Source organism: Mesorhizobium sp. M0217 (genome assembly GCF_040321955.1).
Lineage (GTDB): Bacteria > Pseudomonadota > Alphaproteobacteria > Rhizobiales > Rhizobiaceae > Mesorhizobium.
Genome location: NZ_JAMYSN010000019.1, coordinates 35,632 through 62,360 on the forward strand (window position 1 = coordinate 35,632; position 26,729 = coordinate 62,360).

The 26,729-nt window shown below is 64.4% G+C and carries 27 protein-coding genes and 1 riboswitch; of the genes, 12 read left to right on the forward strand and 15 right to left on the reverse strand.

Annotation, left to right across the window (positions count from 1 at the left end; genetic code table 11):
* Positions 1 to 51 precede the first annotated feature (51 nt).
* A riboswitch (SAM riboswitch) is annotated at positions 52 to 129 on the reverse strand.
* A 126-nt stretch (positions 130 to 255) separates the two neighbouring features.
* Both hisC and NKJ18_RS24530 read left to right on the forward strand, forming a co-directional pair.
* Positions 256 to 1,365, forward strand: a complete 1,110-nt coding sequence (gene hisC, locus NKJ18_RS24525; RefSeq protein WP_023726966.1) for a histidinol-phosphate transaminase — start codon at positions 256 to 258, stop codon at positions 1,363 to 1,365.
* 4 nt (positions 1,366 to 1,369) lie between these two features.
* Positions 1,370 to 2,305: a prephenate/arogenate dehydrogenase family protein gene (locus NKJ18_RS24530; RefSeq protein ID WP_023685350.1), complete on the forward strand. Its 936-nt coding sequence runs from the start codon at positions 1,370 to 1,372 to the stop codon at positions 2,303 to 2,305.
* A 7-nt stretch (positions 2,306 to 2,312) separates the two neighbouring features.
* On the opposite strand, the gene NKJ18_RS24535 is transcribed toward NKJ18_RS24530, so the two are convergent.
* Positions 2,313 to 3,236 (reverse strand): sugar kinase, encoded by a 924-nt coding sequence (locus tag NKJ18_RS24535; protein ID WP_023685349.1) that lies wholly within the window; start codon positions 3,234 to 3,236, stop codon positions 2,313 to 2,315.
* Between the two features lie 124 nt (positions 3,237 to 3,360).
* Positions 3,361 to 4,359 (reverse strand): DUF2125 domain-containing protein, encoded by a 999-nt coding sequence (locus NKJ18_RS24540; RefSeq protein ID WP_023685348.1) that lies wholly within the window; start codon positions 4,357 to 4,359, stop codon positions 3,361 to 3,363.
* A gap of 123 nt (positions 4,360 to 4,482) precedes the next feature.
* Here NKJ18_RS24540 and NKJ18_RS24545 point away from each other — a divergent pair, with 123 nt between their 5' ends.
* The 3 genes from NKJ18_RS24545 (at position 4,483) to NKJ18_RS24555 (ending at position 6,825) form a co-directional block, all read left to right on the forward strand.
* Positions 4,483 to 5,016 carry a gamma-glutamylcyclotransferase gene (locus NKJ18_RS24545; protein WP_023673305.1) on the forward strand — a complete coding sequence of 178 codons (534 nt, stop codon included), beginning with the start codon at positions 4,483 to 4,485 and terminating at the stop codon, positions 5,014 to 5,016.
* Positions 5,017 to 5,179: 163 nt separating this feature from the next.
* Positions 5,180 to 6,127, forward strand: a complete 948-nt coding sequence (locus tag NKJ18_RS24550) for an aldo/keto reductase (protein WP_023685347.1) — start codon at positions 5,180 to 5,182, stop codon at positions 6,125 to 6,127.
* Positions 6,128 to 6,210: 83 nt separating this feature from the next.
* Positions 6,211 to 6,825, forward strand: a complete 615-nt coding sequence (locus NKJ18_RS24555; RefSeq protein WP_023685346.1) for a LysE family translocator — start codon at positions 6,211 to 6,213, stop codon at positions 6,823 to 6,825.
* 69 nt (positions 6,826 to 6,894) lie between these two features.
* Here the strand turns inward: NKJ18_RS24555 and NKJ18_RS24560 are convergent, their stop codons facing one another.
* Together NKJ18_RS24560 and NKJ18_RS24565 are read right to left on the reverse strand one after the other, a co-directional pair.
* A complete protein-coding gene (locus tag NKJ18_RS24560) occupies positions 6,895 to 7,704 on the reverse strand; it encodes a lysophospholipid acyltransferase family protein (RefSeq protein WP_023673308.1) in 810 nt (269 codons plus the stop codon).
* 115 nt (positions 7,705 to 7,819) lie between these two features.
* Positions 7,820 to 8,725, reverse strand: coding sequence for a LysR family transcriptional regulator (locus NKJ18_RS24565; protein WP_352760057.1), 906 nt, complete (start codon positions 8,723 to 8,725; stop codon positions 7,820 to 7,822).
* A gap of 114 nt (positions 8,726 to 8,839) precedes the next feature.
* Here NKJ18_RS24565 and NKJ18_RS24570 point away from each other — a divergent pair, with 114 nt between their 5' ends.
* A complete protein-coding gene (locus NKJ18_RS24570; RefSeq protein WP_023673310.1) occupies positions 8,840 to 9,472 on the forward strand; it encodes a pyridoxamine 5'-phosphate oxidase family protein in 633 nt (210 codons plus the stop codon).
* Between the two features lie 98 nt (positions 9,473 to 9,570).
* Here NKJ18_RS24570 and NKJ18_RS24575 read toward each other — a convergent pair whose 3' ends face one another.
* The 3 genes from NKJ18_RS24575 to ftsE all read right to left on the reverse strand — a co-directional run bounded on the left by NKJ18_RS24575 (position 9,571) and on the right by ftsE (position 12,065).
* On the reverse strand, positions 9,571 to 10,290 hold the full coding sequence (locus NKJ18_RS24575; protein ID WP_023673311.1) for a YdcF family protein: 720 nt from the start codon (positions 10,288 to 10,290) through the stop codon (positions 9,571 to 9,573).
* Between the two features lie 133 nt (positions 10,291 to 10,423).
* Positions 10,424 to 11,413: a cell division protein FtsX gene (locus NKJ18_RS24580; RefSeq protein WP_352760060.1), complete on the reverse strand. Its 990-nt coding sequence runs from the start codon at positions 11,411 to 11,413 to the stop codon at positions 10,424 to 10,426.
* On the reverse strand, positions 11,406 to 12,065 hold the full coding sequence (ftsE, locus tag NKJ18_RS24585; RefSeq protein ID WP_023685344.1) for a cell division ATP-binding protein FtsE: 660 nt from the start codon (positions 12,063 to 12,065) through the stop codon (positions 11,406 to 11,408). The genes NKJ18_RS24580 and ftsE overlap by 8 nt, the downstream gene beginning before the upstream one ends.
* Before the next feature lie 180 nt (positions 12,066 to 12,245).
* Between ftsE and NKJ18_RS24590 the strand changes: the two genes are divergently transcribed.
* The 3 genes from NKJ18_RS24590 (at position 12,246) to NKJ18_RS24600 (ending at position 13,884) form a co-directional block, all read left to right on the forward strand.
* Complete coding sequence (locus tag NKJ18_RS24590) at positions 12,246 to 12,881, forward strand: hypothetical protein (protein ID WP_023743991.1); 636 nt, start codon at positions 12,246 to 12,248, stop codon at positions 12,879 to 12,881.
* A 24-nt stretch (positions 12,882 to 12,905) separates the two neighbouring features.
* Positions 12,906 to 13,448, forward strand: coding sequence for a hypoxanthine phosphoribosyltransferase (gene hpt / locus NKJ18_RS24595; RefSeq protein ID WP_023673315.1), 543 nt, complete (start codon positions 12,906 to 12,908; stop codon positions 13,446 to 13,448).
* A 64-nt stretch (positions 13,449 to 13,512) separates the two neighbouring features.
* Complete coding sequence (locus NKJ18_RS24600; RefSeq protein ID WP_023694030.1) at positions 13,513 to 13,884, forward strand: response regulator; 372 nt, start codon at positions 13,513 to 13,515, stop codon at positions 13,882 to 13,884.
* 6 nt (positions 13,885 to 13,890) lie between these two features.
* On the opposite strand, the gene NKJ18_RS24605 is transcribed toward NKJ18_RS24600, so the two are convergent.
* Positions 13,891 to 14,841 carry a DMT family transporter gene (locus NKJ18_RS24605; RefSeq protein ID WP_352674267.1) on the reverse strand — a complete coding sequence of 317 codons (951 nt, stop codon included), beginning with the start codon at positions 14,839 to 14,841 and terminating at the stop codon, positions 13,891 to 13,893.
* Between the two features lie 226 nt (positions 14,842 to 15,067).
* Between NKJ18_RS24605 and NKJ18_RS24610 the strand changes: the two genes are divergently transcribed.
* Positions 15,068 to 15,931 carry a LysR family transcriptional regulator gene (locus tag NKJ18_RS24610; RefSeq protein WP_023698713.1) on the forward strand — a complete coding sequence of 288 codons (864 nt, stop codon included), beginning with the start codon at positions 15,068 to 15,070 and terminating at the stop codon, positions 15,929 to 15,931.
* Here NKJ18_RS24610 and NKJ18_RS24615 read toward each other — a convergent pair.
* The 3 genes from NKJ18_RS24615 to NKJ18_RS24625 form a co-directional block, all read right to left on the reverse strand.
* Positions 15,928 to 16,299, reverse strand: coding sequence for a glyoxalase superfamily protein (locus NKJ18_RS24615; RefSeq protein ID WP_352760063.1), 372 nt, complete (start codon positions 16,297 to 16,299; stop codon positions 15,928 to 15,930). The genes NKJ18_RS24610 and NKJ18_RS24615 overlap by 4 nt on opposite strands.
* 41 nt (positions 16,300 to 16,340) lie before the next feature.
* Entirely contained in the window at positions 16,341 to 18,929 is a 2,589-nt protein-coding gene (locus NKJ18_RS24620; protein WP_352760066.1) for a TIGR02302 family protein, read from the reverse strand.
* 136 nt (positions 18,930 to 19,065) lie between these two features.
* Positions 19,066 to 20,007 carry a threonine/serine dehydratase gene (locus NKJ18_RS24625; protein WP_023751694.1) on the reverse strand — a complete coding sequence of 314 codons (942 nt, stop codon included), beginning with the start codon at positions 20,005 to 20,007 and terminating at the stop codon, positions 19,066 to 19,068.
* Between the two features lie 50 nt (positions 20,008 to 20,057).
* On the opposite strand from NKJ18_RS24625, the gene NKJ18_RS24630 reads away from it, so the two are divergent.
* Positions 20,058 to 20,360 carry an ArsR/SmtB family transcription factor gene (locus NKJ18_RS24630; RefSeq protein ID WP_023694025.1) on the forward strand — a complete coding sequence of 101 codons (303 nt, stop codon included), beginning with the start codon at positions 20,058 to 20,060 and terminating at the stop codon, positions 20,358 to 20,360.
* A gap of 20 nt (positions 20,361 to 20,380) precedes the next feature.
* On the opposite strand, the gene lysA is transcribed toward NKJ18_RS24630, so the two are convergent.
* From lysA to argH, 3 genes are all read right to left on the reverse strand, one after another.
* Positions 20,381 to 21,649 carry a diaminopimelate decarboxylase gene (gene lysA / locus NKJ18_RS24635; RefSeq protein ID WP_023751696.1) on the reverse strand — a complete coding sequence of 423 codons (1,269 nt, stop codon included), beginning with the start codon at positions 21,647 to 21,649 and terminating at the stop codon, positions 20,381 to 20,383.
* 80 nt (positions 21,650 to 21,729) lie between these two features.
* The gene (locus tag NKJ18_RS24640; RefSeq protein ID WP_023673325.1) at positions 21,730 to 21,936 is read right to left on the reverse strand and encodes a hypothetical protein; all 207 of its coding nucleotides are present in this window, start codon (positions 21,934 to 21,936) and stop codon (positions 21,730 to 21,732) included.
* 68 nt (positions 21,937 to 22,004) lie between these two features.
* A complete protein-coding gene (gene argH, locus NKJ18_RS24645) occupies positions 22,005 to 23,405 on the reverse strand; it encodes an argininosuccinate lyase (RefSeq protein ID WP_023735182.1) in 1,401 nt (466 codons plus the stop codon).
* A 34-nt stretch (positions 23,406 to 23,439) separates the two neighbouring features.
* On the opposite strand from argH, the gene tlpA reads away from it, so the two are divergent.
* Positions 23,440 to 24,132: a thiol:disulfide interchange protein TlpA gene (gene tlpA / locus NKJ18_RS24650; RefSeq protein WP_023701405.1), complete on the forward strand. Its 693-nt coding sequence runs from the start codon at positions 23,440 to 23,442 to the stop codon at positions 24,130 to 24,132.
* A 99-nt stretch (positions 24,133 to 24,231) separates the two neighbouring features.
* On the opposite strand, the gene NKJ18_RS24655 is transcribed toward tlpA, so the two are convergent.
* Positions 24,232 to 26,679, reverse strand: coding sequence for a bifunctional diguanylate cyclase/phosphodiesterase (locus NKJ18_RS24655; RefSeq protein ID WP_352760071.1), 2,448 nt, complete (start codon positions 26,677 to 26,679; stop codon positions 24,232 to 24,234).
* Positions 26,680 to 26,729: the final 50 nt, after the last annotated feature.

Below are 26,729 nucleotides of genomic sequence, written 5' to 3' on the forward strand. Positions count from 1 at the left end.
CTTGCCCGCCGTCAGGCAATAAAAAACCGGCAGTGCGATCGCAAAGCCGGTTACGTCACGCAAACGGCCCTTTAGCGAGTTGTTTAACGTGGCTGCAAGCCGACCGGCCAAATCACCACGGAACTGTTGCGTTCTTCTAGAACTCGTGCGGCCCGGCGTCAACGGCCAGCTATTGCCCGCCTCTCGACATTCGCGGCTACGGCTTGTATTTCCGCTGCGGCCTCCGGACGGAGGCATTCTCGATGGATTTGCGACATGGACAAGACAGCGGACAAGGCACGGCCGACGCCCCGCGCGGGCATTATGGACATCGACGCCTATGTGCCGGGCAAGAGCACGGCACCGGCCGGCGTCGCCAAGGTCCATAAATTGTCGTCGAACGAGAACCCGCTCGGCCCGTCGCCGAAGGCGATCGAGGCCGCGCGCGAAGTGGCTGGCAAGCTCGATGTCTATCCCGACGGCACCGCCCGCCGGCTGCGCGAGGCGATCGCCGAGGTGCATGGCCTCAACCCGGCAAACATCATCTGCTCCAACGGTTCCGACGAGATTTTGGGCCTGCTGGCGCAGACCTATCTGGCGCCAGGCGATGAGGCGATTTTTACCGAACATGCCTTCATGGTCTACAAGATCTACATTCAGTCGGCGGGGGCCAAGCCGGTTGCTGTGAAGGAAACCGAGGAGCGCGCCGACGTCGACGCGATCCTGGCCGCGGTGACGCCGCGGACCAAAATCATCTTCCTCGCCAATCCCAACAATCCGACCGGCACCTATCTGCCGTTCCAGGAGGTCCGCCGCCTGCATTCCACGCTCCCGGGCAACGTGCTTCTGGTGCTCGACGCGGCCTATGCCGAATATGTCAGGCGCAATGACTACGAGGCCGGCATCGAGCTGGCGGGCAGCGCACAGAATGTGGTCATGACCCGCACCTTCTCCAAGCTCGGCCTTGGCGGCGCGCGCATCGGCTGGATGTATGGCCCACTGCACATCGTCGATGCCATCAACCGTATCCGCGGCCCTTTCAACGTTAACGCAACAGCGATCGAGGCCGGCATTGCCGCCATCCGCGACCGCGCCCATGTCGAGCGCAGTTCGTTGCACAACGAGACCTGGCTTACCTGGCTGAATGAAGAGCTGACGAAGCTTGGGCTCAGGGTGACGCCCAGCGTCGGCAATTTCGTCCTCATCCACTTTCCCGACGACAAGAAGCATTCGGCTGAGGCGGCGGACGACTACCTCACCCAGCGCGGCTATATATTGCGGCGCGTTACCGGCTATGGCTTTCCCAATGCGCTGCGCATGAGCGTCGGCACCGAAGAAGCCAATCGCGGCGTTATCGACGCCCTCACGACGTTCCTGAAAAGCTGAAACAATGACATCACCGATGTTTGAAAAGATCGCGCTGGTCGGCATCGGCCTGATCGGCTCGTCGCTGGCCCGCGTTATCCGCCGCGAGGGCCTGGCCCGCCATGTCGCCATCGCGACGCGCAGCCCGGCCACGCTGGCGCGGGCGAAGGAGCTCGGTCTTGGCGAGAGCTACACCACCGGCGCCAGGGAAGCGGTCCGCGACGCCGACCTGATCATCGTCTCGGTGCCTGTGGGATCGTCGGGCGAGGTGGCGCAAGAGATCGCGCCGGGGCTGAAAAAGGGCGCCATCCTCACCGATGTCGGTTCGACCAAGGCCTCCGTCATTGCGCAAATGCAGCCCTATGTACCGGACGGCGTGCACTTTATTCCGGGGCACCCGCTGGCAGGTACGGAGAAATCGGGCCCGGATGCGGGTTTCGCCGACCTGTTCGAAAACCGCTGGTGCATCTTCACGCCGCTGCCGGGAACCGATCCGGCCGCGCTGGAAAAGCTGTCGGAATTCTGGCGGCGCTGCGGCTCCAACATCGACTCGATGGACCCGCAGCATCATGACATGACGCTGGCCATCGTTTCGCATCTTCCGCACATCATTGCCTACAACATCGTCGGCACGGCCGACGATCTGGAATCGGTGACCAAGTCGGAAGTGATCAAATATTCGGCTTCCGGTTTCCGCGACTTCACCCGTCTGGCCGCCTCCGACCCGACCATGTGGCGCGACGTGTGCCTGCACAACAAGGATGCCATCCTGGAAATGCTGGCGCGCTTTTCGGAGGACCTCGCCTCGCTGCAGCGGGCGATCCGCTGGGGCGACGGCGACAAGCTGTTCGACCTGTTCACCCGCACCCGGGCCGTTCGCCGTTCGATCATCGAGGCCGGCCAGGATATCGACGTGCCGGATTTCGGCCGGCAGGCGGTCGAGCACCCGGTGAAAAGTTAAATCTGTTTCAGACGGGCCAGGTCGCCGCGACCATGGCCATTGTCTCGGCCCGGTCCGGCGCGCCCAGCCGGCCGCCGAAGCGCTGGCATTTGAGCGCGGCCGCCGCGCTGGCAAAGCGCAACGCGTGCTCGACCGACATGGCCTCAGCAAGTCCAACGGCAAAGGCGCCGTGGAAAACGTCGCCGGCGGCCAGCGTGTCGACCGCCTTGACCTTCGGCGCCGCGATGTGGCGCACGCATCCGGCGGACCGGTCATGCCACCAGCTTCCCGAGGCGCCGCCGGTCACCGCCACGAAGGCGTCTGTGCGGCTGGCGAGGTCGGCGCAGGCGGTTTCGGGATCCAGCGCGTGGCCGCAGACAATGCGTGCAGCCGTCTCCGAAGCGACGATGTGCGACGCCAGCGGCAACAGATGCTCCAGCACCTCCAGCGGCGCCGTGTCGGCGTCGAGGATTGCCGGGCAACCGGCGTCGCGCGCGGCGGTCAAGGCAAGAGCGGCGGCGCCCGGCCAGCGCACATCGACCAGCACGGCATCGAAGCCGGAAAGATCGGCGACAGGCACCGCCTCGGGGTCGGCCTGCGCCTTTGGGTCGTAGAAGGGCACGATGATGCGCTCGCCATGAGCGTCGACCAGGATCGCGGCCAGCGCCGAGCGGGCGCCTTCGACGCGGCGGACAAAGCCGCAATCGACGCCCTCGGCCTCGATGCCGGCCAGCAATTGGTCGCCGACGGCATCGTCACCTGCACTTGCCCACAGGAACACCTCGGCGCCGAGACGGCGGGCGGCGCAGGCAGCACTTGTCGCCATGCCCGAGGCGATCTGGATGCCGTCCGAGGCGATGAACTTGCCCTGATGCGTGGGCAGGGTTTCGACGCGCAGGATGGTATCCAGCGTCAGCGCGCCAACGCTCAGCAGTTTCACCGGTCGGTTCATGCGTCGGCTTGCTCGAGCATGATCTCTCCCCAAAAGCCGTTCCCGCTCTTTGCGATCATGCTCTATCTCTTTGTTTTAACGGAATTCCGGACGGAAAACCGCTCACACTTTTCTTGGAATTGCTCTAATCGAGCGGCTTGATCTTGCCCAGCGGAATGAAGCCGAGCGAGACCTTGCCCTTCACCACCTTGAGCGGCATCGACGGTTCGTTGCCGAGCAGCGCCAGACCGGCAAAGCCTTGCTCGATCTGGCTCTTCTGCTCGGGGATTGCGGTGGCGAGGATTGCCGCCACGGCTTTGGGATCCTGCAGCTTGATCGTCAGGTCGGCATTGACCAGGCCGTTGGCGTCGACCGACACCGGGCCGGAGACGGTGATGCGCGCGGTTCCCGACGACAGATCGAGCTTGTGGATGTCGGCCGCCTGGCCGCGCAGGCTCCTGGCCTGCGTCTTCATCAGCGCGACGCCGTTCTTCAGCGTCGCGTCGCCGCTGCCGTCGAGCGGCGGCAGCACGCGCCCGCCGATCGCGTCGGCGTCGATCTCAAGATCGGTGAAGCTGCCGACGTAGCCGATGTCCTGGCCGTCGGGCCGCAACTCGCCCGCCGCGGTTCCGGCGCTGAACAGTGAAACCGGATCAGTGTCGTCGGCCGGATCCGTCTGGCCGGACAAGCTCTCCGCCTGCAGCGAAATGCTCCGGGGCAGGGGCCAGAAGAGCTTGGCATTGGCCTGCAGATTGTCCCAGTCGATCCATAGCGGCGCCATCCCCGGCACCGAGGTGCGCAGCGGCCCACGCAACTCGGCGGCAGGCGACAAAGGCCGGATGAGCTCTGCAACGAAGTTGAAGCTGCCTGCCGAGGCGGCAACGTTCCTGGCGTCGTCCTCGTAAGCCAGATTGTCACAGGAGATGGCAAAACTCAGGGGGTAGCCGCTGACGGTGAGGTTGGCGCAGCCGGCCTCGATGCCTTTGTCCTTGAGCGAGGCCACCGCCTTGTCGGCTTCGCTGCTGACGCGACCGGCGACATAGAACCAGACTGCGCTGTAGACGCCGAACAGCATAACGAGCAAGGCAGCGAGCCACATCAGCCGGCGGCGAAACTTCGACGGACGCTCGTCACTTGACGTCATGCTGCGGCTTTCATTAACGCGGGCGTGTTGCGGGTGGACTGTGGCTTACGCAAAAGCAAAAAGAACAGAAGAGCACCGATTCCGATGCGGCGGCGTCACTCTCGTACAATCAGGCTTGGCGATATGGGCGATTTTTGGGTTTTTGGCTACGGCTCGCTGATCTGGCGACCGGGATTCGCCCATGTCGAGACACGGCGCGCGCGGCTTTACGGCTACCGCCGGTCGCTCTGCGTCTATTCCTTCGTGCATCGCGGCACGCGCCAGCGGCCGGGCCTGGTGCTAGGCCTCGACCGTGGCGGCTCCTGCATCGGGCTGGCCTTTCGCGTGCCCGGCGAGCTGCGCGATGAGGTGCTGACCTATCTGCGCGAGCGCGAATTGGTGACCAGCGTCTACCTCGAGCGTGTGCTCGATATCAGCCTCGACGGGAATGGGGCGGCCGCGGGAGAGAGAGTGAAAGCGGTTGCCTATATCGTCGACCGCCAGCATGAGCAGTATGCCGGCGGGCTCGACCCCGCGCATGCGGCAGGTGTTATCCGTGGCGCCGTCGGCCAGTCCGGAAACAACGAGGACTATGTGCTCAACACGCTGCAGCATCTCGCGGCGCTGGGTATCAGCGACCACTGGCTGGAAGAGGTGGCGAAGCGGATCGCCTCGTGAGCCAGTGGACCACGGCGAGCCTGCAGGCGAAGCGCTCGCGCCTTTGTGAAGCGCTGGCCCGCTGGAAAATTGGCTGAGGCCTTTGACCTCGGCGCGGCGAGACCTAGCTTAGCTGCGGCCCGAAGCATTCGGGTCGCCCGCCGCCAGCCCACGGAGCCCCGTCTTGCAAAAACGCCGTCTCGGTCAAACCGACCTTTCCATCGCGCCGCTGGTCCTGGGCGGCAATGTCTTCGGCTGGACCGCGGACGAGAAGACCTCCTTCGACCTGCTCGACCGGTTCGGCGGCGCCGGCCTCAACGCTATCGATACGGCCGATGCCTATTCGCGCTGGGTGCCCGGCCACGCGGGCGGCGAGTCCGAGACCATCATCGGCAAATGGATGAAAAGCCGCGGCAACCGTGACAAGATCATCGTCATCACCAAAGTCGGCTCGGATATGGGACAAGGCAAGAAGGATCTGTCCGCTGCCCATATCGAAAGGGCAGTCGAGGCGTCGCTCAAGCGACTGCAGACCGATGTCATCGACCTCTATTTGTCGCACTGGCCGGACCCGACCACGCCTTATGAAGAGACGCTCGGCGCCTACCAGAAGCTGCTCGCTGCCGGCAAGGTCCGCCATATCGGCGCCTCGAATCTCGACGCCGGCCAGCTGCGCGCCGCGCTCGATGTTGCCAGCCTGCGCGGGCTGCCGCGCTACAGCGTGCTGCAGCCGGAATACAATCTCTACGATCGCTCATCCTTCGACGGGCCGCTGCATGATGTGTGCGTGGCCGAGGATATCGGCGTCATCACCTATTTCAGTCTCGCCAAGGGGTTTTTGAGCGGCAAATACCGTAGCGAGGCCGATCTCGGCAAAAGTGAACGCGGCGGCGGCGTGAAGGCTTATCTCAATGCGCGCGGCATGCGCATTCTGGCCGCACTCGACACTGTGGCGGCGCGCCATTCGGCCAAGCAGGCGGAAGTAGCACTCGCATGGGTGATGGCGCAGCCCGGCATCACTGCGCCGATCGCCAGCGCCACGACGCTGGACCAGGTCGACAGCCTGGTGCGCGCCGCATCGCTGAAGCTCAGCGCGGAGGATCTCGTGGCGCTGGACAAGGCCAGCGCCTAGCCGCGCAGGTTCGGCACGATCGTTCAAGACGACGGCTGTCCGCCTTGCCACACTGTTCTCCATTATTGTGGAGAAGAGGCAGCATGGCCGCAGACATTCTTTCGCAGGCGCAGCCCTGGCAGCAATTGCTGGCGCTGGTGCTGGCGGCAACCGTCGTCATGGGCAGTCCTGGCCCGGCGACGATCAGCGTCACGGCGATAGGGGCCGCCTTCGGCCTGCGCAATTCGCTTCACTACACATCGGGGATCATTTTAGGCACGGTCGCGGTGCTGCTGGTCGTGGCCACCGGCATCAAGGCTATCCTCACCTCGATGCCGGGCGTAGCGCCAGTGCTGGCGGTCGCTTCAGCCGCCTATATTCTCTACCTCGCCTACAGAATAGCGACAGCGCCGCCGCTGGCCGCGCGTGACAGCAGCGCGGTTCTGCCGACCTTCCTCGGCGGCTTCCTGCTCGCCGTTGCCAACCCGAAAGCCTATCTGGCGATTGCTGCGGTCCTTGCTGGCTCCGCGACCGCAGCTCTCGGCATCCCGGCCAGGCTGGCGGTTCTCACCCTGATGATCGTAGCCATCCATGTGCTGTGGCTGCTGGCCGGCGCGGCCTTCGCCCGCACCCTGCGCCAGCCGCTGACGTCGCGGATCATCAATCTGGCCTTCGCGGCGACGCTGGTGCTGACCACGGCGCTGGCGGCGTGGCCTTGAGCCGGCCCGCAGAAGAGATCAAGCTTTGGTCTTTTTTGTTTTGGCGCGATTCAGGACGGAAAAAACCGCTCACACTTTTCCTGGAATTGCTTTGGCGGCCGCGGCGAGTTCGGCCAGCCGCTTGACCGCCGTCGGCGGCATTTGCGGCGGGTTAGGAGCCTGCGATGCCTCGATCAGCAGCTGGTCGCAGGCGGCTTCCGTATCGCCGATCAGCCGGTCCATGAATTCGTCCTTGCCGAGCCCGGGCGGGATCGGCGGCAGGAAGCGGGCCTTGATGGTGCCGGGAAAGCGCAAAAATTTGCGGCGAGGCCAATAGAGGCCGGCGACATGGGCGACCGGTACCACCGGGACGCCAAGCTGCGTATAGAGCTCGACAATGCCGTATTTGTAAGCCGGCTCGTCGCCTGGCGCTCGGCGCGTGCCTTCGGGGTAGATAATCAGCTGGCGCGGATTGCGCCCCATCTCCTGCTTTGTCGATGCAACGACCTGCTTCAACGCCTTGGAGCGGCTGCCGCGGTGAACCGGGATCATCCGCATCTTCAGGATGTACCAGCCGAAGAAGGGGATCCAGGTCAGCTCGCGCTTCAGGATATAAAGCGGATCGTGGAGGAAGGGAAAGAAAGCGATCGCGTCCCAAAACGACTGGTGTTTCGGCGCCAGGATGAAAGAGCCCTCCGGCAGGTTCTCGACGCCGGTGATGTCGCTCCTGGTGCCGGCGATCTTGTCGTAGAGCCACAGGCTGGTGCGCGACCAGAATTTCGGCACGAACCAGGCGCGATGGCGTGGCGAGAGGAAGTAGTAAGGGGTCCAGAGGACCATCTGGACGATCAGATTGACATAGAAGACGAAGTTGAACGCCAGCGAGCGGATATAGAGCATGCGGGGAAGGGCCCGTTGAGGAGGTGTGCGTTGGTTACACCAAGCGCGGGCAAAAAGGAAACGCCGCAATGGCCTGACATAGGCCGGCTCGCCACTGACTCAAGCCAGTCTCAACTCACCACGTCGCCTGCAATAACCGCTGCTTCAGCCGCGGAGCGGCGAAATCGAGGAACGCCCTTAGTTTCACCGCCAGCAGGCCTTGGCCGGCATGGACGAGGCTCACCGGCCACGGCTGCGGCTCGAAGGGTCGCAAGACCGGGACGAGCACGCCGGAACGTACTGCGTCCGCGATCTGGTAGGAGAGCACCCGCGTCATCCCGGCGCCTGCAATCGCGGCATCGATTGCAGCTTCCGCCGTGTTGACGCGCAGCCGTGAGTGGATCGGCACGATCAGTTCGCCCTTGTCGCCGGCAAAGCTCCAGCTGGCGAGCGCTGCAGGCCCTTCGAAACTGATGCATTCATGCGCGGCCAGATCGTCCGGCGCCCGCGGCATGCCATGCGCGGCGATATAGGCGGGGCTGGCGCACACGACGCGACGGATCGCGCCGACGCGGATGGCAATGAGGCTCGAAGGCGCAAGCTCGCCGATGCGGATGGCAAGGTCGAGATGTTCCTCCGCCAGTTGGGTTATCCGGTCAGCCAGCGCCAGGCGAATGTTGACTTGAGGATAAGCCGCCAGGAATTCGGTGACGACAGGCAGCACGTGCAGGCGACCAAAGACGACCGGCGCGGTGATGAACAGGTCGCCGGTCGGCGTGCTGTATTCGCCGGCAGCGGTGCGTTCGGCTTCGCCGACCTCGCCGAGGATGCGGCGGCAGGCGGCGAGATAGGCCTGGCCGGCATCGGTCAGCGTGAGCTGCCGGGTCGAACGGTTCAGCAGGCGCGCCTGAAGGTGCTTTTCGAGGTCGGAAACCTTGCGGCTGACCGTTGCCAGTGGAATGCCGAAATGGCGGCCGGCAGCGGAAAGGCTGCCCGCTTCCACCGCGGCGACGAACAGCGACATGGCTTCGAGACGATCCATACTTTCTTCCGGAAATTGGAAGGATAGCTTGCAACTATGCCATCTACATCCAAAACATGGAAGGATCTACCTCTTCGCGTACAATGGCCGTGTTTCGGCCTCGCGGAGGCTTCCATGAATGCTCACACTTTCACCAGCGATGTCGCCTTCACGCCGACGGTCAAGGCGATCCAGACCCGCAAAGGTTCGCGCAAGGGCTATGCCAGCGCCGAGGAGCGCGGCGGATGGCGCGCCCATATGACGCCCGACCTCGCCGACTTCATCGCGGCGCAGACCAGCGTCTTCCTGTCGACGGCAAATGGCGAGGGTCAGCCCTACATCCAGCATCGCGGCGGGCCAGCCGGCTTCCTCAAGGTGCTGGACGAGAAGACCATCGGCTTTGCCGATTTCTCCGGGAACAGGCAGTTCATCACGCAGGGGAATCTCGCCGACAACAACCAGGCATTCCTGTTCCTGATCGACTATGCGCATCGCCAGCGCGTCAAGATCTGGGGCACGGCGCGCGTCGTCGAGGACGATGCCGAGCTTCTGGCAAGGCTGATGCCGCAGGACTACAAGGCGCGCCCCGAGCAGGTCATCTTGTTCACCGTCTCGGCCTGGGATGCCAATTGCCCGCAACACATTCCGCAGCGATTCGAGGCCGCCGATGTCGCGGCCGCACTCGCCGAACGCGACAAGCGGATTGAAAGCCTCGAACAGGAGATTGCGCGGCTGCGTGGCGCGGAAGACGGCACGGCCAAGGGGTAATCGAGCGCCGTCAGAGTCGTCTGTCTGGACGCAATTCCCAAGGGAAAGCGTACGTGCTTTTCCCGGGGAAACCGCTACACACTTTTCCTGGAATTGCTTTAGTCCTTGGCGGTCGAAACCTCGGCCAGTGCGACGCTGTCGGCAGTCTGGCGGACCGGGACGACGCCGCGCGCAAGCGCCAGCAGGTATTTGCTGTATTCGGTCAGAAGCACGCGTAGCGCTTCCGGCTTGGTCAGCCAGTCGCCATTGTCCAGATTGGTGTTGACCACCGGATAGGGTTCAAGCCTGGCGCCATGCAGCAGGCGGCCCATCTCGAGCAGGCTGCGCGGCATGTGGTAATTGTTGGTGACGAGGATGACGCTGCCATAGGCGTGGCTCTCCACCCATTTAGCGCTTTCCTCGGCATTGCCGATCGTGTCGAGCGCGGCGCGGTCGATGTCGACACAGCAGGAAAACAGCGCCTTGTCGCCGCCGGTAGCAGCCTGCAATTGGCGGCGGCTGGCAGAGGGATGCACGCCTGAGATCAGCAGCCGCTCGCCCTTGCCGGAGGCAAGCAGATCGAGTGCTGCGTCGAGGCGGGCCTGACCGCCGGTCAAGACGATGATCGCATCGGCCTTGGCTGGGTTGGTCGGGGTCGTCATGTGGCTGACCTTGCTGGCGAACCAGCCGAAGCCACCGGCAAACAGGGCCACCAGCAGCAGTAGACAGAGGGAGGCGAGACGCAGGGCGGTGCGCAAACGGCCCAGCCCGGTACGCACACGCAAACGCACCACTGGCATCTGTCCAGCCGTTCCGGTCGACTCCCGCGCGTTCATCATCCTATGGTTAATCCTGAAATGCCTTTTTGGTAAGGAAAAAAGCGCACATTGCGTTACGTCGGTTTTCGATCCGTGATCGTCCCTTCCATTCCTGTCCTTGCCCCCGAACTGTTTTCGCATCTGCCCTCACGGTTCACCCCGCACCCGGCTGGCGGACATCGATGTCGCTGAGATAGGCGACGACGGTGGCGTGCGAGGTCGCCGCCGTCAGTCCGCCGATCACCAGCACCATCAGGCCGACGCCGAGATAGCCTGCCGATCCGATGGCGAAATTGCCGAACAAAGCGGTGGCCTGGTCGGCCTGCGGCGTTGCCATGTTGCGCGACGACCACCAGGAAAAGACGATGAAAACCAGGATCGCGGCTGCGCCGCCGGCGGCCGCGCCCTTCATGCCGGTGACCAGGAAATGCCAGCGGAATTCGCGCGCGATGAAGCGCGCCTCGGCGCCGACGAAATGCAGCACTTCGATGATATGGCCGTTACCCGCCATAGCGCCGCGCGTCGCAAACACTACGGTCAGCACCGTCGCCGACAGCATCAGGACCAGCACGGCGATGCCGATGGTGACCGTGGTGCGGGCCATGGCGACCAGCCGGTCGACCCATGTACGGTGATCGTCGAGCGAAGCACTCGGCAGCTTGGGCGTGAGCGCCGCACGGATGGCGCTAAAGTCGGGCGGACTGGTCTCGTCGATGGTGACGATGATCAGGCGCGGCACCGGCAATTCGTCGATATTCAGGCCCGAGCCCAGCCATGGCTCCAACAGACGCGCGGTGGCGTCGCGATCGATGATCCGGGTTTCCTTCACGCCGGGGAATTCGCCGACGATCTGCGAGGCCTGGGCAAGGGCTGCCTCCATGTCGAGGCCGTCGACCGGTTTGATCTGAATCGTCGCCTCGCGCGAGATCTGGTTTTCCCAGACCGAGGCAGTGTCGCGCACCAGCGTGACGGCGCCGAAAGTCAGGCAGGACAGGAAGGTCATGATGGCGATGACCAGCACCAAGGCGCGGCCGGCAATATTCTGCGCCGGCACGATCGGCGCCATGCGGCGGTGGACGCGCTGCGTCGTCGTCGCGGGCTCGGCGGCGTCTTCATGCAGCTGTTCGGCCGATAGCTCAGTCATAAATATCCAGCCTTCCGCCGGCCAGGATCATGCGGCGCGCGTCGACCTGCTCCATCAGGCCGAGATCGTGAGTGGCGATCACCACCGCGGTGCCGAGCCGGTTGAGCTCAATGAACAGCCTGAGCAACCGGCGCGCCAGCGGCGGGTCGACATTGCCGGTCGGCTCGTCGGCAAGCAGGATTTCGGGCTGTTCGATCAAGGCCCGGGCGATTGCCGCGCGCTGCTTTTCGCCACCCGAAAGGACCGGCGGCAGCACATGCATGCGCTCGCCCAGGCCAACCCATTTCAAAAGTTCGGTGACGTCGGTGCGGTAGCTCGCTTCCTCGCGGCCGCGCACGCGCAGCGGCAGAGCGACATTCTCATAGGTGGTCATGTGGTCGAGCAGGCGGAAATCCTGGAACACCACGCCGATGCGGCGCCTGAGATGCGGCAGTTCAGCGCGCGAGATGCGCGAGCGGTCCTTGCCGAAGATGGTGATCAGCCCGCGTGTCGGCTTCAGCGACATGAACAGAAGGCGCAGCAGCGTCGTCTTGCCGGCGCCGGAGGGCCCGCTCAGGAACTGGAAGGAGCTCTCCGGAATGTGCAGGGAGATGTCGCGGAGGATTTCCGGACCCATGCCATAGCGGAGGCCGACATTTTCGAAGCGGATCACGTGCGACGACCTGAGGTGTGTGGCGGCGGCGTGCCAGCCCTTTCTGTCCAACGACCATCGGCCGCCATGGTTAACCGTCGGTTAATTTTCGCTGTTTTTGAGTGCGTCACAAGGGTTCCGGTGGGGAAGCGTTAACCATTTCCATTTACGCAAAAGAAACGAAGAGGCAACAGCGGGGCCATGATGGCTGAGCAACGAACCGCGCGCCCGGTTTCCGGCGAAATCATGACCGGGACAAGTGTCGCACCGGAATCGCGTCCTGTGGCGACCGACATCGTCGATGCGGATTATGAGGTGCTGCCGCAGCCGATCCCAAGGGTAGAAGCCATGCCGACGCCGGCGCGCGACATCGCGACGCCGTCGATGGAAGGCATGGAGATGCTGCGCAAATCAGATGCGTCAGCCGGGCGGCCGGCATCGCGTGGCGGGCCGATCTTCTGGATTGCCGGCATCGGTGCGGCGCTTGCCGCCTTCTGGGTCTCGGGTGGTCACGCGCTGGTGCGCCAGACGCCGTTCTGGTCAGTCGAACAGCCGGAGGGCGCCGTACTCAGCATTGCCGGCGTCACGTCGCGTGTCGACGCCTCAGGAACCACCCCGGTGCTGTTCGTGGACGGCGAGGCCGTCAATGACGGTTTGAAGGCGGGACAATTGCCGCCGCTGGAGATACGTGTCACCGGCAATGACAGCCGCATCACCCGCTATACTCTGGGGACATCCAACCGTTCTCTGGCGCCCGGCGAAAGATTCGGCTTTTCCAGCCGCCTCGATGTGCCTAGAAACGGCGTCAAGGCCGTGGCGGTCACCTTCGCCGGCTAGTCGGTTTCTCTGGAAAGGTTGTTGATGCCAGTTGTGCGCGGCAAGGACATCGAGGTCCTCTTTTCGGCGTCCGCGATCGCGCGGCGCAATCTCGAACTCGCCAAGGAGATCGCCGAGCACGACTATCACGACCTGCTGGTGATTTCGGTGCTGAAGGGCTCGTTCATCTTCGCCGCCGATTTGATCCGCGCCATGCACGATGTCGGGCTGTCGCCCGAGGTCGAGTTCATCTTCATTTCCAGCTATGGCGCCGGCACCACCAGCGGCGAGGTGAGGGTGCTGCGCGACATCGACAATGAGGTCGCCGGCCGCGACGTGCTGCTGATCGACGATATCCTGGAGTCGGGCAAGACGCTCTCCTTCACCCGCAACCTGATGCTGTCGCGCGGCGCCAAAAGCTGCGCCATCGCGGTGCTGTTGGACAAGCGCATGCGCCGCCAGACCGAGCTGAACGCCGACTATGTCGGCTTCGACTGTCCCGATTACTTCGTCGTCGGCTACGGCATGGACGTCGCTCACGCTTTTCGCGAACTGCCGTTTGTCGGTGTCGTCAAAGGCGATGCCTGAGAAAAGGCCCCCGACGCTTCAAATTTCCAGAAAAAGTCAACTTTTGCCCGCCAAATTCCGGCCCATGGCAAAGCTTCTGATCGTCGAGGACGATGAGTCCGTCCGCACCCTCGCCGCCCGCGCGCTCGAACGCGCCGGGCACTCGATCGATATCGCCGCCGACGGCGCGCAGGGGCTGGCGATGGTCAGTGCTGCAGGCGGCGGTTACGACCTCGTCGTCTCCGATATCCGCATGCCGGAAATGGATGGCATCGAGATGGCGATCGCCGCAGCCAGGCTTTTCCCTGACATGAAGATCCTGCTGATGACCGGCTATGCCGACCAGCGCGAGCGCGCCGAGGAATTGAACGGCGTCATTATCGACGTCGTGCAAAAGCCTTTCACGCTGGCTGAAATCCGCTCGCGGGTCGACCAGGCGCTCGCCTGCTTCGCCTGACACGCTTCAGGCGACATCCTGAGACGCGGCGAGGACAGGCGCAGCGCTCCGGCGCCGTTCGGTGTTGAGCGCCAGCAGACCGGCGCCGATGATCAGCGCCGCACCGATGGCAGTGGTCGAGCGCGGCACCTCGTCGAAGAACAGGAAGCCCCACAGCGGCGACCAGATGATGCCGGTGTATTCGAAGGTGGCGACGCGGTTGGCGGGCGCCAGCCTGTAGGCCTGCGACAGCAGAATCATGCCGGCCGAAGCGACGAAGCCGCAGGCCGCCATCTTGAGGAAATCCGGGGTCGTCGGCCAGACCCACGGCCGCACCAGGAATTCGAGGCTGGGGTGGACAGCATGGGTTATGCCGGCAAGCCAGAATGTGCCGGCAACCGCAGCGGCGCCGACCAGATAGGCGCCGTTCTGGTAGAAGGCCATGACGGTGGAGGATTCGGTGTCGCCGATCTTGCGCGCCATCAGCTGTGAAAAGCCGTAGAGCAAAGCCGAGCCCAACGAAAGCAGCGCCGCCCAGTCGAACAGGCCGGCGCCCGGGCGCAGCATCACGACCACGCCCAGCATGCCGATCAGCACGGTGGCGAGAGCCTGCCAGGATACCCGCTCGCCGAGATAGGGTCCGGCTATCGCCATGATGAACAGGGGCGCCATGAAATAGAGCGCCACCGCGTCGGCGAGCGGCAAGGCAGCGATCGCCAGATAGTAGACCGTATAGGACGAGAACTGGATGAAGGCGCGTATCGTCAGCAGGCCGAACCGCTTCGAGACAATGGCCCGCAGGCCGACATCGGCGCGAACGAGAACGACCAGGATCGGCAAAGCGACGATCGAGCGGATCCACATCACCTCGGTCACGGGATAGCCGGCCGACACCGCCTTGACCAGCGGGTCCTGGAGCGAGAACACCAGCACGCCAAGGCACAGGCTGATGATGCCGAGAACGATCCGGTTGCGCATGTTGTTCTGCCGGCCCTTGCCTTAACTGCCCGCAGCCACCCGGCCATGGGGTAAAAAGAACCCGCCACCGTTTCGGGCAGCGGGTATGAGTGAGGACTCTTTGATTTGTCCGCAGCCGATTTCGCGGCGGCATATCCAATGGGCGAGCGGACTATGCTGCGGCGTTTGACATGTTGCAAACGAATTGGAATGATACCAGCGATCAAATTTGCTTATGACGGATTCGATGCGGCCACCCCTCGACAGCGATCTCCTGCGCACCTTCGTCGCCATTGCCGAAGCGGGCAATTTCACCCGGGCGGCGGAGCAGGCCGGGCGCACCCAGTCGGCGGTGTCGATGCAGATGAAGAAGCTCGAGGAGCTGGTCGGCGACAGCCTGTTCGAACGCGGCTCGCGCGGCGTGGCGCTGACGCGCCGTGGCGGCGAGCTGATCGTCAATGCCCGCCGCATCGTCTCGCTGCTCGACGAGACGGCGGCATCGATGGCGGCGGCACCGCTTGGCGGGCCGGTGCGCATCGGCATTCCCGAGGAATATGGTCACGCCATCCTGTCGCGCGCGCTCGGCGCCTTCTCGAAGCGTCACACCAAGGTCGAGGTCACCGTGCGCTATGCACATTCCGGCGCCCAGCTGGCGGCGCTAGCCGCCGGTGAACTCGACCTCGCCGTGGTGTTCGAATGGCAGGATCCTTCCGGCGGCGAGGTGCTGATGCACGATCCGACAGTGTGGGTGACATCGAGCCTGCATCACATGCATGAGGAGCGGCCGGTGCCGATCGCGCTCTACAACCGGGCCGGCTGGTGCAAGGACTTCGCCATCAAATCGCTGGAGCAGCGTGGGCTGGCCTACCGTGTCGCCTATACCAGCGACACCACCGGCGGCCTGAAGCTCGCCGTCACCTCTGGCCTGGCGATCGCGCCGATCTCGCACAGCAATATTCCGGATGGCTGTCGTGAACTCACCGCCGCTGACGGGTTTGGCCATATCGATTCCTCGAATGTGGTGATGCACCGCAGCCCAAATGCCTCAGGCGAAGCTATCGACGGCATGCAGGAGGCGATCCGCGAGGCGTTCGTCAACCGGCCGGCTTAGCCTGCCGCATCCTCGTAGAAATGCAGGCGATTGCCGAAGGGGTCGCCGACCGACACTTCACGGGTCTGCCACGACGTGGTTTCGAGGCCCGGCCGGGCGTAGCGGTATCTCTTGCCGATCAGTTCGCGGTGCAATGCCGCGATGTCCTCGACCTTGATGCGCATGGCTATACCCGGCGCGCCGTCGCCATGATGTTCGCTCAGATGCAGGACACAGCCGTCGCGGATTACACTCATGTAGAGCGGCGCATTGTCGTCGAAGCGGTGCTCGAACTCGACCTTGAAGCCGAGAAAGTCGACATAGAATTCGCGTGCCTTGGCGATGTCGAAGATGCGCAGGATGGGCGTGACGGCACCGAGTTTCGGCATGGCGCTGATACCATTCAGTTCGACGGATGTTGCCTTGGAGGCTACTTCAGCTCCAGCAGCCGCTCGAGGTAGCTGCGCTCGATGTCGGGGCTGAGCGCGTTGCCGAGCCGCTTGCGAATCGCTTCGAGAATCTGGCGGGCGCGCTGCACGTCGATCTCGTCGGGTACCTTCACCGAATCGCCGAAATCGGGTCCGCGGCTGGCGCGCGGCCGGCCCAGCGGATCGCGGCCGGCGTCCTGTTGGCGGCCGCCTTCCTGGCTGCCGCCCTGGTCCCCCTGCATCGCCTGCAGCTGCTTCATCATCTCCTTGGCGCCCTTGCGCAGCGCTTCCAGCGCGCGACCCTGGTGGCCGACTGCCTGGTCGCCTTCGCCTTCGCCAAGCGACTTTTCGGCATTGCCCATGGATTTGCCAGCGTCGCCAAACCCCTCATTGGGTTGCATGCCCATGCCTTCCAGGCCCTTCTTCAGCTTGTCGAGTTCGCTCTGCAACTGGCCCTGGCCTTCCTGCAGCTGCTTCATCGCATCGGCGAATTCCTGCGGTGTCATCGACTTCGGCCGGGCGAGAGGATCGCGATCCTTGCCGACGCCCGGCTGGTCCGGGTCGTCGCCATTGCCTTCGCCGGGCTGCTGATTATCTCCGCGCTGCATCTGGTCCATGCGGTAGGTGTCGTTCATCATCTCCTGCTGGCGGCGCATGATCTCGCCCAGCTTGTCCATCTGCTGGCGCATCTCGCTGTCCTGCTCGCCGCCCTGCTGCTGACGGCCGGCCTGCAGGTTGTTCATCATGTTTTCCAGCTGCGACAGCAGCTCCTGCGCCTTGTCGCGGTCGCCCGACTTCGCCAGGTTCTCGATCTGGTCCATCATGCGGTCGATATCACTCTGACGCAGCTCGCGACCATTCTGTTGCATCTGCGGCGCGTTCGGGTTCTGCTTGGCGCGCTCGGCGAATTCCTGCAGGAATTCGTTCATCGCCTCGCGCAGTTCCTTCATCGCCTTTTCGATCTCTTCGTCGCTGGCGCCGCGCTTGATGGCGTCCTGCAGCGCCTGCTGGGCCTGGCGGAGCCGCTTTTCGGCGGACGAGAGATTGCCTTCCTCGATGCCGAGCGCGATTTCCCAGAGATAGGCAACCTCGTTGCGCAACTGATCGTCGCTGTCCGACATCTTCAGCCGGCTGCGGGCGCTCATGATGGCGAGGTAATGCGACATGTTGTCGAACGTGTCCTCGGGCCGCAGCGTGATGGCGTCCATCAGGTCGAGCACGCGCGGCTTGGCATTGGCGTCGAGCGCCAGCAGGCTGCGCTGCTCGACCACCGCCCGCGCCAGCGGGTTGGCGAAGGGCCGCTCCGGCATCACAATAGTCTTGGTTTCGCTGGTCGCGGTGTGTCCGGCATCGTCGGTGGCGACAAGCGACAGCTTGATGCTGGCGCCGGCCCAGACGTGCTCGGTGAGGTCCTTGGTGGTCTTGGCGGCGTTCGCCTTGCCGCCGCGGCGCGGCAGCGCCAGCGGCAGGTCAGGCGGACCGTAGAGCGGATGCGCATCGGGCGCCGCCGGATCGGCCAGCGCGAAAACCGCCTTGGCGGTGGCCGCGCCATAGTCGTCGTCGATCTGGTAGTTGAGCTCGAAGGCGCCGTTGACGGCGCGCTTGGGCTCGCCGACGAAGCGGATCGTCGGCGGCTTGTCGGGGATCACCGCGAAGGCCCAGCGACCGAGATCGGCTTCGCCCGACTTCAGCGTCAGCGTGCCGTCGGCGGTCAGCTTGTCGGTGAACTGGCGCAGCTTGGGGGTCGCGGGGTTGACCGCCGCTGCCTTGACGGCCGCCACCTGTGGTCCCGACGGGTCGATGGCGCGAGCATTGCCGCCCTTGTCGGCAAAGCTTAGCGTTTCCTCGCCGGAGCCGCCGGTCACGCGCAGCGAGACGTCGCTGCCTTGCGGCACGGTGAAGGTGGCAACCGCCTGCTTGGCGTTGCCATCGATGACTGGCGCGGTCAAGAAGATGGGCGGCTTGCCGGTATAGGCCGGCGGGGTCACCCAGGCATCGATGCGCGGCGGTATGATGTCGCGCGCCGCATGCGCACTGAAACCATCGGACAGCCTGCCGCCGGACGGTCCGAAGGAAAAGGCAAAAGCGGTGACCAACAGCAGCGCCGCCACGGCACGCAATGCCCACGGATCGCGCTCCGGCACGCGGGTACGCGGCAGGTCGGCGCCAAGGCTGCCGAGCTTGTCGGCCATGCGCTTTTGGTGTTCGCGCCACAACGCCTGGGAAAAGATGCTTTCCTTGCCGCTGGGACGGTCGGTCTGCACCAGCACCGGGCTGTGCTGCAGCTGGTTGGCGGCCTCGATACGGCGGTCGATTTCAGCGGCGGATGGAAGCTTGAAGAAACGCAGCGGGTAGAGCGCCGCCAGCGTGGCAATACCGAACGCCGTGACCAGGATAATGCGCGCAATGTCAGGCAGCCGGGGGAAAAGGCCGAGCCAGGAGAGGCTGAGAAACAGGCTGGCGACGATGAGCAGCGGCAGAAGCAGCGGCCAGCCGCGCTCGACCGTCATCGAGACCCGTGTCGCCAGCCGGCTCAGGGCAAGCCGCCCGGCCAGGCTGCGATCGCCACTGGAAATGGGGCGTTCCGTCATTGGCCCTTCCTGCCCGGGCGGGATAGCCCGGACTCAACAAGCAGAAGTTTACCAGCAAACACGGCAAAGGCGAGGCGGTTCCGGAAAACTTGAAAAGCTTTGGCGGGTTTGCGTCCCACTTCAGTCGCAGCAAGGTTTAGAATTTCGTGGGATCGGTGTTCGAGCCGCATACCAGGACCGCGATCCGTTCGCCCGGCGCCGGGGTGTAGCGGCCGGACAAGAGAGCCGCAAAGGCAGCGGCCCCACCCGGCTCGGCGATGATACGCACCCGCTCCCACAGCGCCTTCTGCGCGGCAATGATGGCGTCGTCGGTGACCAGGATGGAGCGCTCGACAAAAGCCTCGGCGATCGGGAACATCATCTCGCCGACGCGCTTGGGCGCCAGCGAATCGGCGGCGACGCCTTCGGCCGGCGCATCGACGGGGTGGCCGGCTTCGAAGGCGTGATGCAGCGTCGGCGCGCCTTCGGGCTCGATGGCGATGATCCTGATGCGGCCGGCAAACCAGGCGGCGATGCCGCCGATCAGGCCGCCGCCGCCGACAGCGACCAGCAGCGTGTCGATGTCGGGCAGATCGTTTTCGATTTCGAGGCCGAGCGTGCCTTGGCCGACCAATGTTTCCTCCTGGTTGAAGGCATGGATCTGCAGCGCGCCGGTCTTTTCAGCAAAAGCCTCGCTGGCGGCCAGCGCCTCGGCATAGCGGGCGCCGCCGACGATCAGTTCGGCGCCGTAGCCGCGGATGCGCTGCAGCTTGGCCGGTGGGCTGACTTCGGGAACGAAGATCGTCGCCTTGTGGCCAAGCCGCATGGCGGCATAGGCGACCGCGGCGCCATGATTGCCGCCCGATGCGGCGACGACGCCGGCCGCAGGCACCGGCCGTTCGAGCAGATTGGTGAAGGCGCCGCGCGCTTTGAACGAACCGGAATGCTGCAGGCATTCGAGCTTGAGGTCGACCGCCAGCGGCGGCCGGTCGAAATCGGCCATGTCGACGCGCAGCACCGGCGTGTGCCTGATATAGCGGCGGATGCGCGGTTCCATCGCGGCAATGCGTTCGCGCGTGACGGTGTTGCCGTTCGTCATGACCATCTCCTTGGGATTGACAGCAATTAGTAACTTGGCAAAATGGCTAAATGCAAGAGGTTGATGTCTTCAAGGCGATCGCCAACGAACGCAGGCTGCAGATCCTCGACTGGCTGAAGGATCCGCAGGCGCATTTCCCGGCCCAGGCAGACGGCGATCTGGTCGAGGACGGCGTTTGCGCGCTGCTGATCGCGGAGAAGCTCGGCATTACGCAGGCGACGCTCTCCGAACATATGCGCGTGCTTACCCAGGCCGGCCTGCTGCGCCCCAAGCGCATCAAGCAATGGACGTTCTACCGCCGCGACGAGGACAGGATCGCCGACACAAGGATGCTCATCCAGAACCGGCTGTAGCGCAGCCGGCGCTGCGGCTTCTATTTCAGCCAGTCGGGCACCGAATCCAGGCCGATCAGCTCGTCATAGGTCTGGCGCCGGCGCACGACGTGGAAACGGTCGCCGTCGACCAGAACCTCAGGCACAAGTAGGCGGGTGTTGTAGGTGCCGGATTGCACCGCGCCATAGGCGCCGGCGGTGGTGACGGCAATTAGGTCGCCAGACTTGAGCCGGGGCAGGTCACGGTCGAGGCCGAGATAGTCGCCTGTCTCGCAGACCGGGCCGACGACATCGACCGCCATGCGCGGCGTGTCGGCCGGCGGCTGCACCACCGGCTTGATGTCGTGGAAGGCATCGTAGAGCGTCGGCCGGATCAGATCGTTCATGGCGGCGTCGACGACGAGGAAGTTCTTGGCGTCGCCTTCCTTCACGAAGATCACTTCCGAGACCAGGATGCCGGCATTGCCGACGATCAGCCGGCCCGGCTCGAACATCACCTTCACTCCAAGCTTTGTCAGATGCTTCCTGACGATCTCGGCATAGGCATCGGGCAAAGGCGGCGGGCTGTTGTCGGTGCGGTAGGGGATGCCGAGGCCGCCGCCGAGATCGACATGCTCGACGGCATGGCCATCGGCGCGCAGCGCGCCGACCAGTTCCGCCAGAAGCGCGAAAGCATCGTCAAAGGGCTGCAACTCGGTGATCTGGCTGCCGATATGGGTATCGATGCCGATGGGCTTGGTGCCCGGCAGCCCGGCCGCGCGGGCATAGACCTGGCGCGCCCGTTGCCAGGGAATGCCGAACTTGTTCTCGGCCTTGCCGGTGGAGATCTTCCTGTGCGTCCTGGCGTCGACATCCGGGTTGATGCGCAGCGAGACCGGCGCCACCTTGCCGAGCGCGGTGGCGCGGGCCGACAGCAATTCAAGCTCCGGCTCGGATTCGACATTGAAGCAGAGAATGCCGGCCTCGAGCGCAAAATCCATCTCGCGCGCGGTCTTGCCGACGCCCGAGAATACGATCTTGCTGGCCGGGATGCCGGCGGCGAGCGCGCGGCGCATTTCGCCTTCCGAGACGGTGTCGGCGCCGGCGCCGAGCTTTGCCAGCGTTCGCAGCACCGCCTGGTTGGAATTCGCCTTCAAGGCGTAACAGACCAGCGTGTCGAGCCCGGCAAAGGCCCCGGCGAACACCCGGTAGTGCCTGGTCAAGGTTGCCGTCGAATAACAATAGAACGGCGTGCCGACGCTTGCGGCGATGTCTGGTATCGCCACGTCCTCGGCATGGAGCACGCCGTCGCGGTAATCGAAATGGTTCACGAGAGTGTTTCCGGAAGTTGGAGCACGAGACCTGGTTAGCACGAGACCTGGTCAGAAAGACCAAGCCGGTCTCATCGGCTCTAGATCAGCGGGTCGAGGATGAACTTCTTGTCCACGACCGGTTTTTCCGGCTCCGGCGGCACCGGCTGTTTGGCGCGCTCGGCGTCCTTGCGGGCCTGGACGGCCGCTTCATAGGGCGTGTCGAGACCGGCCTTACGGCCGCAAGCGGTCACGGCAGCCATCGCCGTCAGCAGCGTCAGCGTCACCAAAATCCTGCTTGCGGTCATCGATCCATCCGTCCGAAACTTTATGTGCTGCGCTTTTAACCGAGTTTTAGGCGCATTGCACCCCGGCATCATGCCTTGGCGATGCGCTTTTTCCAGCTGCGGATCTGCTTCCTGACTTCCGACGGCGCGGTGCCGCCGAAGCTGGTGCGGCTCTTGACCGAATTCTGCACGGCCAGAACCGAGAAGATGTCCTGGGTGATGCCGGGATTGATCGACTGCAGATCCTCCAGCGCCAGCTTTTCAAGGCTCACCTTCTTCTCTTCGGCCAACGCCACCGCGCGGCCTGTGACATGGTGTGCCTCACGGAAGGGCAGGCCCAGCGTGCGCACCAGCCAGTCGGCGAGGTCGGTCGCGGTCGCGTGGCCCGAGCCGGCGGCTTTTTTCATGGCGGCGGCATTGACCGTCATGTCGCGCACCATGCCGGTCATCGCCGCCAGCATCAGATCGAGCGTCTCGGCGGCGTCGAAGACCGATTCCTTGTCTTCCTGCATGTCCTTGCCGTAGGTCAGCGGCATGCCCTTCATCACCGTCAAAAGGCCGACCAGATGGCCGGTGACGCGGCCGGTCTTGCCGCGCACCAGTTCGGCGGCGTCCGGGTTCTTCTTCTGCGGCATGATCGAGGAGCCGGTGGAGAAGGAATCCGACAGCCTGACAAAGCCGAATTGCGGCGTCGACCAGATGATGATTTCTTCGGCGAGCCGTGACAGATGCGTGGCGCAGATCGCGGCCAGGCTCAAGAACTCCAGCGCGAAATCGCGGTCGGAGACGCTGTCGAGCGAATTGCGCATCGGCTCGCGAAAGCCGAGCGCCTTCGCGGTCTTGTGGCGGTCGATCGGAAAACTGGTGCCGGCAAGCGCTGCCGCGCCGAGCGGGCTTTCATCCATCCGCTCGATGGCATCGTGGGTCCGCGACAGGTCGCGCGAAAACATCTCGACATAGGCCATGCAATGATGGCCGAAGGTCACCGGCTGCGCCGCCTGCATGTGGGTGAAGCCGGGCATCACGGTCGCCGCATGCTCCTCGGCGCGGTCGAGCAAGGCTGAGATCAGCCCCTTCAGCGCCTCGGCGACGCGAAAGCACTCGTCCTTGACCCAGAGCCGGAGATCCACCGCCACCTGGTCGTTGCGTGACCGCGCCGTGTGCAGGCGGCCGGCGGCCGGGCCGATCAGATCGGCAAGGCGGGCCTCGATGTTCATGTGAATGTCTTCCAGCCGGGTCGAGAACTCGAACGTGCCGGCCTCGATCTCTTTCAGGATCGTGTTCAGGCCTTGAGCGATTTTGTCTTGATCGGCCGCCGAAATAATGCCCGTTTCAGCCAACATTTCGCTGTGGGCGACCGAACCTCTTATGTCTTGCGCATAAAGTTTGCGGTCGAACGAGATCGACGCGTTGATCGCTTCCATGATCGCGGCCGGACCCGAGGCAAAACGTCCGCCCCACATCTGGTTGCTGGCCTTCTTGTCGCTCATCGCTATAACCCGTGCTCCGGAGCAGTCTTAGAAAATGGCAGACGGTAACAGATACTTCCCGGCCCCGCGCCTGATCCTCGCCGCTTTGCTGGCGGGCGTGCTGGCCGGCGCGGTCGCGGTATATGTCAGCGAGAGCGGGTCTGGCAACAACGCAGCCACCGGCAGCGCACCTGCGGCCGGCGCGGGCAACAGCAAGGACGATGTCGCCTGCGCCGCCAAGAGCGACCGCGCCAAAAAGGTTGCCGCCGCGGCTACCGGCCAGGTTGCGGCATTGCTGCCCGCGGATCCGCCGCAATCGCTGAAAAGTCTCGCCTTCAACGGTCCCGACGGCAAGCCGATGACGATCGCCGATCATGCCGGCAAGACCGTGCTGCTCAATTTGTGGGCAACGTGGTGCGCGCCCTGCCGCGCCGAAATGCCGGCGCTGGACGCCTTGCAGAAGGAAAAGGGCAGCGATGCCTTCGAAGTGGTCGCGGTCAATGTCGATGCCGGCGACGATGTGAAGCCGAAGAAGTTCCTCGCCGATATCGGCATCGGGTCGCTCGGCTACTACCGCGATTCGACGCTGGCGCTGTTCAACGACGTCAAGACGCGTGGCTTGGCGCTAGGCCTCCCCGTCACCATGCTGATCGATGGCGAAGGCTGCCTGGTCGCGCATATGAACGGACCGGCCGAATGGTCGGGACCGGATGCCAAGCGCCTGGTCGAGGCCGCACTCGCCCCTTAGAGCGGTTCACCGTTTCGTCGAAACGGCTACCCGCGCTAACTTTTTTGTTTCGACGCAATTTCGGACGGAAAACCGTTTCACACTTTTCCTGAAATTGCTCTAGGCTGAGCGTAGGGCCGCCGCCGGCGGCAGCATCAAGATGCTGCCGCCGCATTGTTTGACGCTGGCGTCGTCTTGTGCCGCCGGCGCCGCGACGCCGGTCAGTTCGCTGAACGCCTCGATCGGGCTCGGCCGGCCTAGATAGTAGCCCTGGCCGATCTCGCAGGCCTCGGCGCCGAGGAATTTCAGCTCGCCCAGCGTCTCGACGCCCTCGGCCAGAACCGGCAGGCCGAGACCGCGGCCAAGCCCCAGAACGGCGCGCACGATGGCTGCCACCTGGCCGTTGCTGTCGACTGATTTGATGAATGAGCCGTCGATCTTGATCTTGTCGAAGGGGAAGGCGCGGAGATTGGACAGCGAGGAGTAGCCGGTGCCGAAATCGTCCATCGCCACACGCACGCCAAGCGCCTTCACCTGGCGCAAGGTCGCCAGCGCGCGCGGCATGTCCTTGACCAGCGCCGTTTCGGTGATCTCGAGTTCGAGCCTGCCGGGCGTCAGGCCGGAGCCGAGCAGGACTTCATGCACCTTGCGGCTGAAATTCGGATTGTGGAGCTGCACCGCCGAGACATTGACCGCGACGGTGAGAGGGTTCTTCCAGCGCGCTGCCTCGGCGCAGGCCGTCGCCAGCACCCATTCGCCGATCTGGATGATGACGCCGCTGTCTTCGGCCACCGGGATGAAGGTCGCCGGCGACACGTCGCCGCGCTGCGGATGGCGCCAGCGGATCAGCGCTTCGAACCCAACCATCCGCCCGCTGCTGATCTCCTTTTGTGGCTGGTAGACGAGGCGAAACTCATCGCGCGCCATGGCCTGGCGCAGTTCGTGCTCCATCACGCGCCGGTCTCGCGCCTCGGCGCCCATCGAGGCCTCGAAGTAACGGTAAGTGTCCTTGCCCTCGGCCTTGGCGCGGTAGAGCGCGGTGTCGGCGTGGCTGACCAGGAGTGTCGGCTCATCGGCGTCGAGCGGATAAAGTGCAATGCCGATGCTGGCCGACACCAGCCCGCCACCGACCGACAGCCGGTTTTCCTCGCGCATGGCCGCCAGCACCGCCTCGGCGATGCGGCCGGCCGCCTGCGGATCGGGAAGGTTTGGAGCGATGATGGCGAACTCGTCGCCGCCGAGACGCGCCAGCATCTGTCCGTGGCGGAGCACGGCGGAGGCGCATAGCGCCACCTTCTGCAGCATGGCATCGCCGGCGCCATGCCCGAACAGGTCGTTCACTTCCTTGAAGCGGTCGAGGTCGAGCAGCAGCAGCGCAAGATGCCCGCCCTTGCCGCCGCGGTCCATTGCGGCAATTTCGGCCTCGAGCCGGCCGGAGAAACTGCGGCGGTTGGGGAGCCCGGTCAGCGGGTCGAAATGGGCGAGGCGCAGTATCTCCTGCTCGGCCTTCCTGCGTTCGCGGATGTCGCGCACGGCGACCACGCTGTGCCGCTTGCCGCAATAGTCGATGCTCCTGGCGATAAGTTCGACGGGGATGGTGGCGCCGTCATGGGCTCTGAGCTCCGCTTCCTGTGCCTGTCCGCTGCAGTCGGACATGCCGGCCGCGGTGCGTTCGCCGAAGAGGTCGCCAAGCAGCATCGCGTTCAGCACTTCCGGCGCAATGCCGGTTAGCGCGGCGATGCTGTCATTGGCGCTGACGATGCGGGCGCCGTCGCATACGATCAGGCCCTCGACGGCGGCGTTGGCGAGGCCGTGCATGCGCTCGGCCTCGATCTTGTGACGACGGAAGCGCAGGTCGATCCACAATGCTGCGGCTGAAAGCACCAGGATAGCCAGGCTGACAGCAGCGGCGGCGAAGGCCTGCGACATCGGTTCGACCGTGAACTGCGATATCTCGATGGAGGAGTCCGGGAAGATCGACACCGCGCCCATCGCGATGAAGTGCAGGCTGCAGATCGCCAGCGTCAACAGGATGGCGGCGGCGATTGTGGCCTGCATGGACGGCCGTCGCAACACGACCAGCAGCGCCAGCGCGGCGAGGGTGACGCCTGTCAGCACCGAGACGCCGACCAGCAGCGGGTTCCAGACGATGCGCCCTTCGACCTCGAAGGCGGCCATGCCGATATAGTGCATGGCGGCGATACCGGCGCCGAGGACGGCGCCGCCGACCAGAGGGTAGTCGATGCCCCGGCGCAAGGTGGCGATCCACATGCCCGCGGCGGTCAGGGCGACGGAACCGGCGAGCGAAAGCGCCGACATTTCCGCATTGTAGGCGTTGGGGATTCCGGGAGAAAAGGCAAGCATTGCGATGAAATGCGTCGCCCAGATACCGAAGCCGGTGGAAGTGGCTGCTATCATCAGCCAGGTATAGCGGTTGCGCTCGCTCGAGCGGTCGACATGGCGAAGCAGGTTGACCGCCGAGAAGGAAGAAATACCGCAAATGAGCGCTGCCAGTGCGACCAGTCTCAGATCGTGCTCATGCACGATACAATTATAGACCGTCAGCATCTCGCCCCACCTGCTCTCCCACAGCAATCAAGCCGTCCACTTGATTAGTA

Bases quoted from the DNA above. Each gene is read 5' to 3' on its own strand.
- NKJ18_RS24580 (WP_352760060.1), bottom strand. From the start codon at position 11,413: ATGACTGAGCTATCGGCCGAACAGCTGCATGAAGACGCCGCCGAGCCC.
- hpt (WP_023673315.1), top strand. From the start codon at position 12,906: ATGCCAGTTGTGCGCGGCAAGGACATCGAGGTCCTCTTTTCGGCGTCC.
- NKJ18_RS24605 (WP_352674267.1), bottom strand. From the start codon at position 14,841: ATGCGCAACCGGATCGTTCTCGGCATCATCAGCCTGTGCCTTGGCGTG.
- NKJ18_RS24545 (WP_023673305.1), top strand. From the start codon at position 4,483: ATGGGCGATTTTTGGGTTTTTGGCTACGGCTCGCTGATCTGGCGACCG.
- NKJ18_RS24570 (WP_023673310.1), top strand. From the start codon at position 8,840: ATGAATGCTCACACTTTCACCAGCGATGTCGCCTTCACGCCGACGGTC.
- hisC (WP_023726966.1), top strand. From the start codon at position 256: ATGGACAAGACAGCGGACAAGGCACGGCCGACGCCCCGCGCGGGCATT.
- NKJ18_RS24610 (WP_023698713.1), top strand. From the start codon at position 15,068: ATGCGGCCACCCCTCGACAGCGATCTCCTGCGCACCTTCGTCGCCATT.
- NKJ18_RS24615 (WP_352760063.1), bottom strand. From the start codon at position 16,299: ATGCCGAAACTCGGTGCCGTCACGCCCATCCTGCGCATCTTCGACATC.
- NKJ18_RS24530 (WP_023685350.1), top strand. From the start codon at position 1,370: ATGACATCACCGATGTTTGAAAAGATCGCGCTGGTCGGCATCGGCCTG.
- argH (WP_023735182.1), bottom strand. From the start codon at position 23,405: ATGAGCGACAAGAAGGCCAGCAACCAGATGTGGGGCGGACGTTTTGCC.
- NKJ18_RS24620 (WP_352760066.1), bottom strand. From the start codon at position 18,929: ATGACGGAACGCCCCATTTCCAGTGGCGATCGCAGCCTGGCCGGGCGG.
- NKJ18_RS24575 (WP_023673311.1), bottom strand. From the start codon at position 10,290: ATGATGAACGCGCGGGAGTCGACCGGAACGGCTGGACAGATGCCAGTG.
- NKJ18_RS24625 (WP_023751694.1), bottom strand. From the start codon at position 20,007: ATGACGAACGGCAACACCGTCACGCGCGAACGCATTGCCGCGATGGAA.
- NKJ18_RS24590 (WP_023743991.1), top strand. From the start codon at position 12,246: ATGATGGCTGAGCAACGAACCGCGCGCCCGGTTTCCGGCGAAATCATG.
- NKJ18_RS24655 (WP_352760071.1), bottom strand. From the start codon at position 26,679: ATGCTGACGGTCTATAATTGTATCGTGCATGAGCACGATCTGAGACTG.
- NKJ18_RS24540 (WP_023685348.1), bottom strand. From the start codon at position 4,359: ATGACGTCAAGTGACGAGCGTCCGTCGAAGTTTCGCCGCCGGCTGATG.
- NKJ18_RS24565 (WP_352760057.1), bottom strand. From the start codon at position 8,725: ATGGATCGTCTCGAAGCCATGTCGCTGTTCGTCGCCGCGGTGGAAGCG.
- NKJ18_RS24630 (WP_023694025.1), top strand. From the start codon at position 20,058: ATGCAAGAGGTTGATGTCTTCAAGGCGATCGCCAACGAACGCAGGCTG.
- NKJ18_RS24535 (WP_023685349.1), bottom strand. From the start codon at position 3,236: ATGAACCGACCGGTGAAACTGCTGAGCGTTGGCGCGCTGACGCTGGAT.
- tlpA (WP_023701405.1), top strand. From the start codon at position 23,440: ATGGCAGACGGTAACAGATACTTCCCGGCCCCGCGCCTGATCCTCGCC.
- NKJ18_RS24600 (WP_023694030.1), top strand. From the start codon at position 13,513: ATGGCAAAGCTTCTGATCGTCGAGGACGATGAGTCCGTCCGCACCCTC.
- NKJ18_RS24560 (WP_023673308.1), bottom strand. From the start codon at position 7,704: ATGCTCTATATCCGCTCGCTGGCGTTCAACTTCGTCTTCTATGTCAAT.
- NKJ18_RS24640 (WP_023673325.1), bottom strand. From the start codon at position 21,936: ATGACCGCAAGCAGGATTTTGGTGACGCTGACGCTGCTGACGGCGATG.
- NKJ18_RS24555 (WP_023685346.1), top strand. From the start codon at position 6,211: ATGGCCGCAGACATTCTTTCGCAGGCGCAGCCCTGGCAGCAATTGCTG.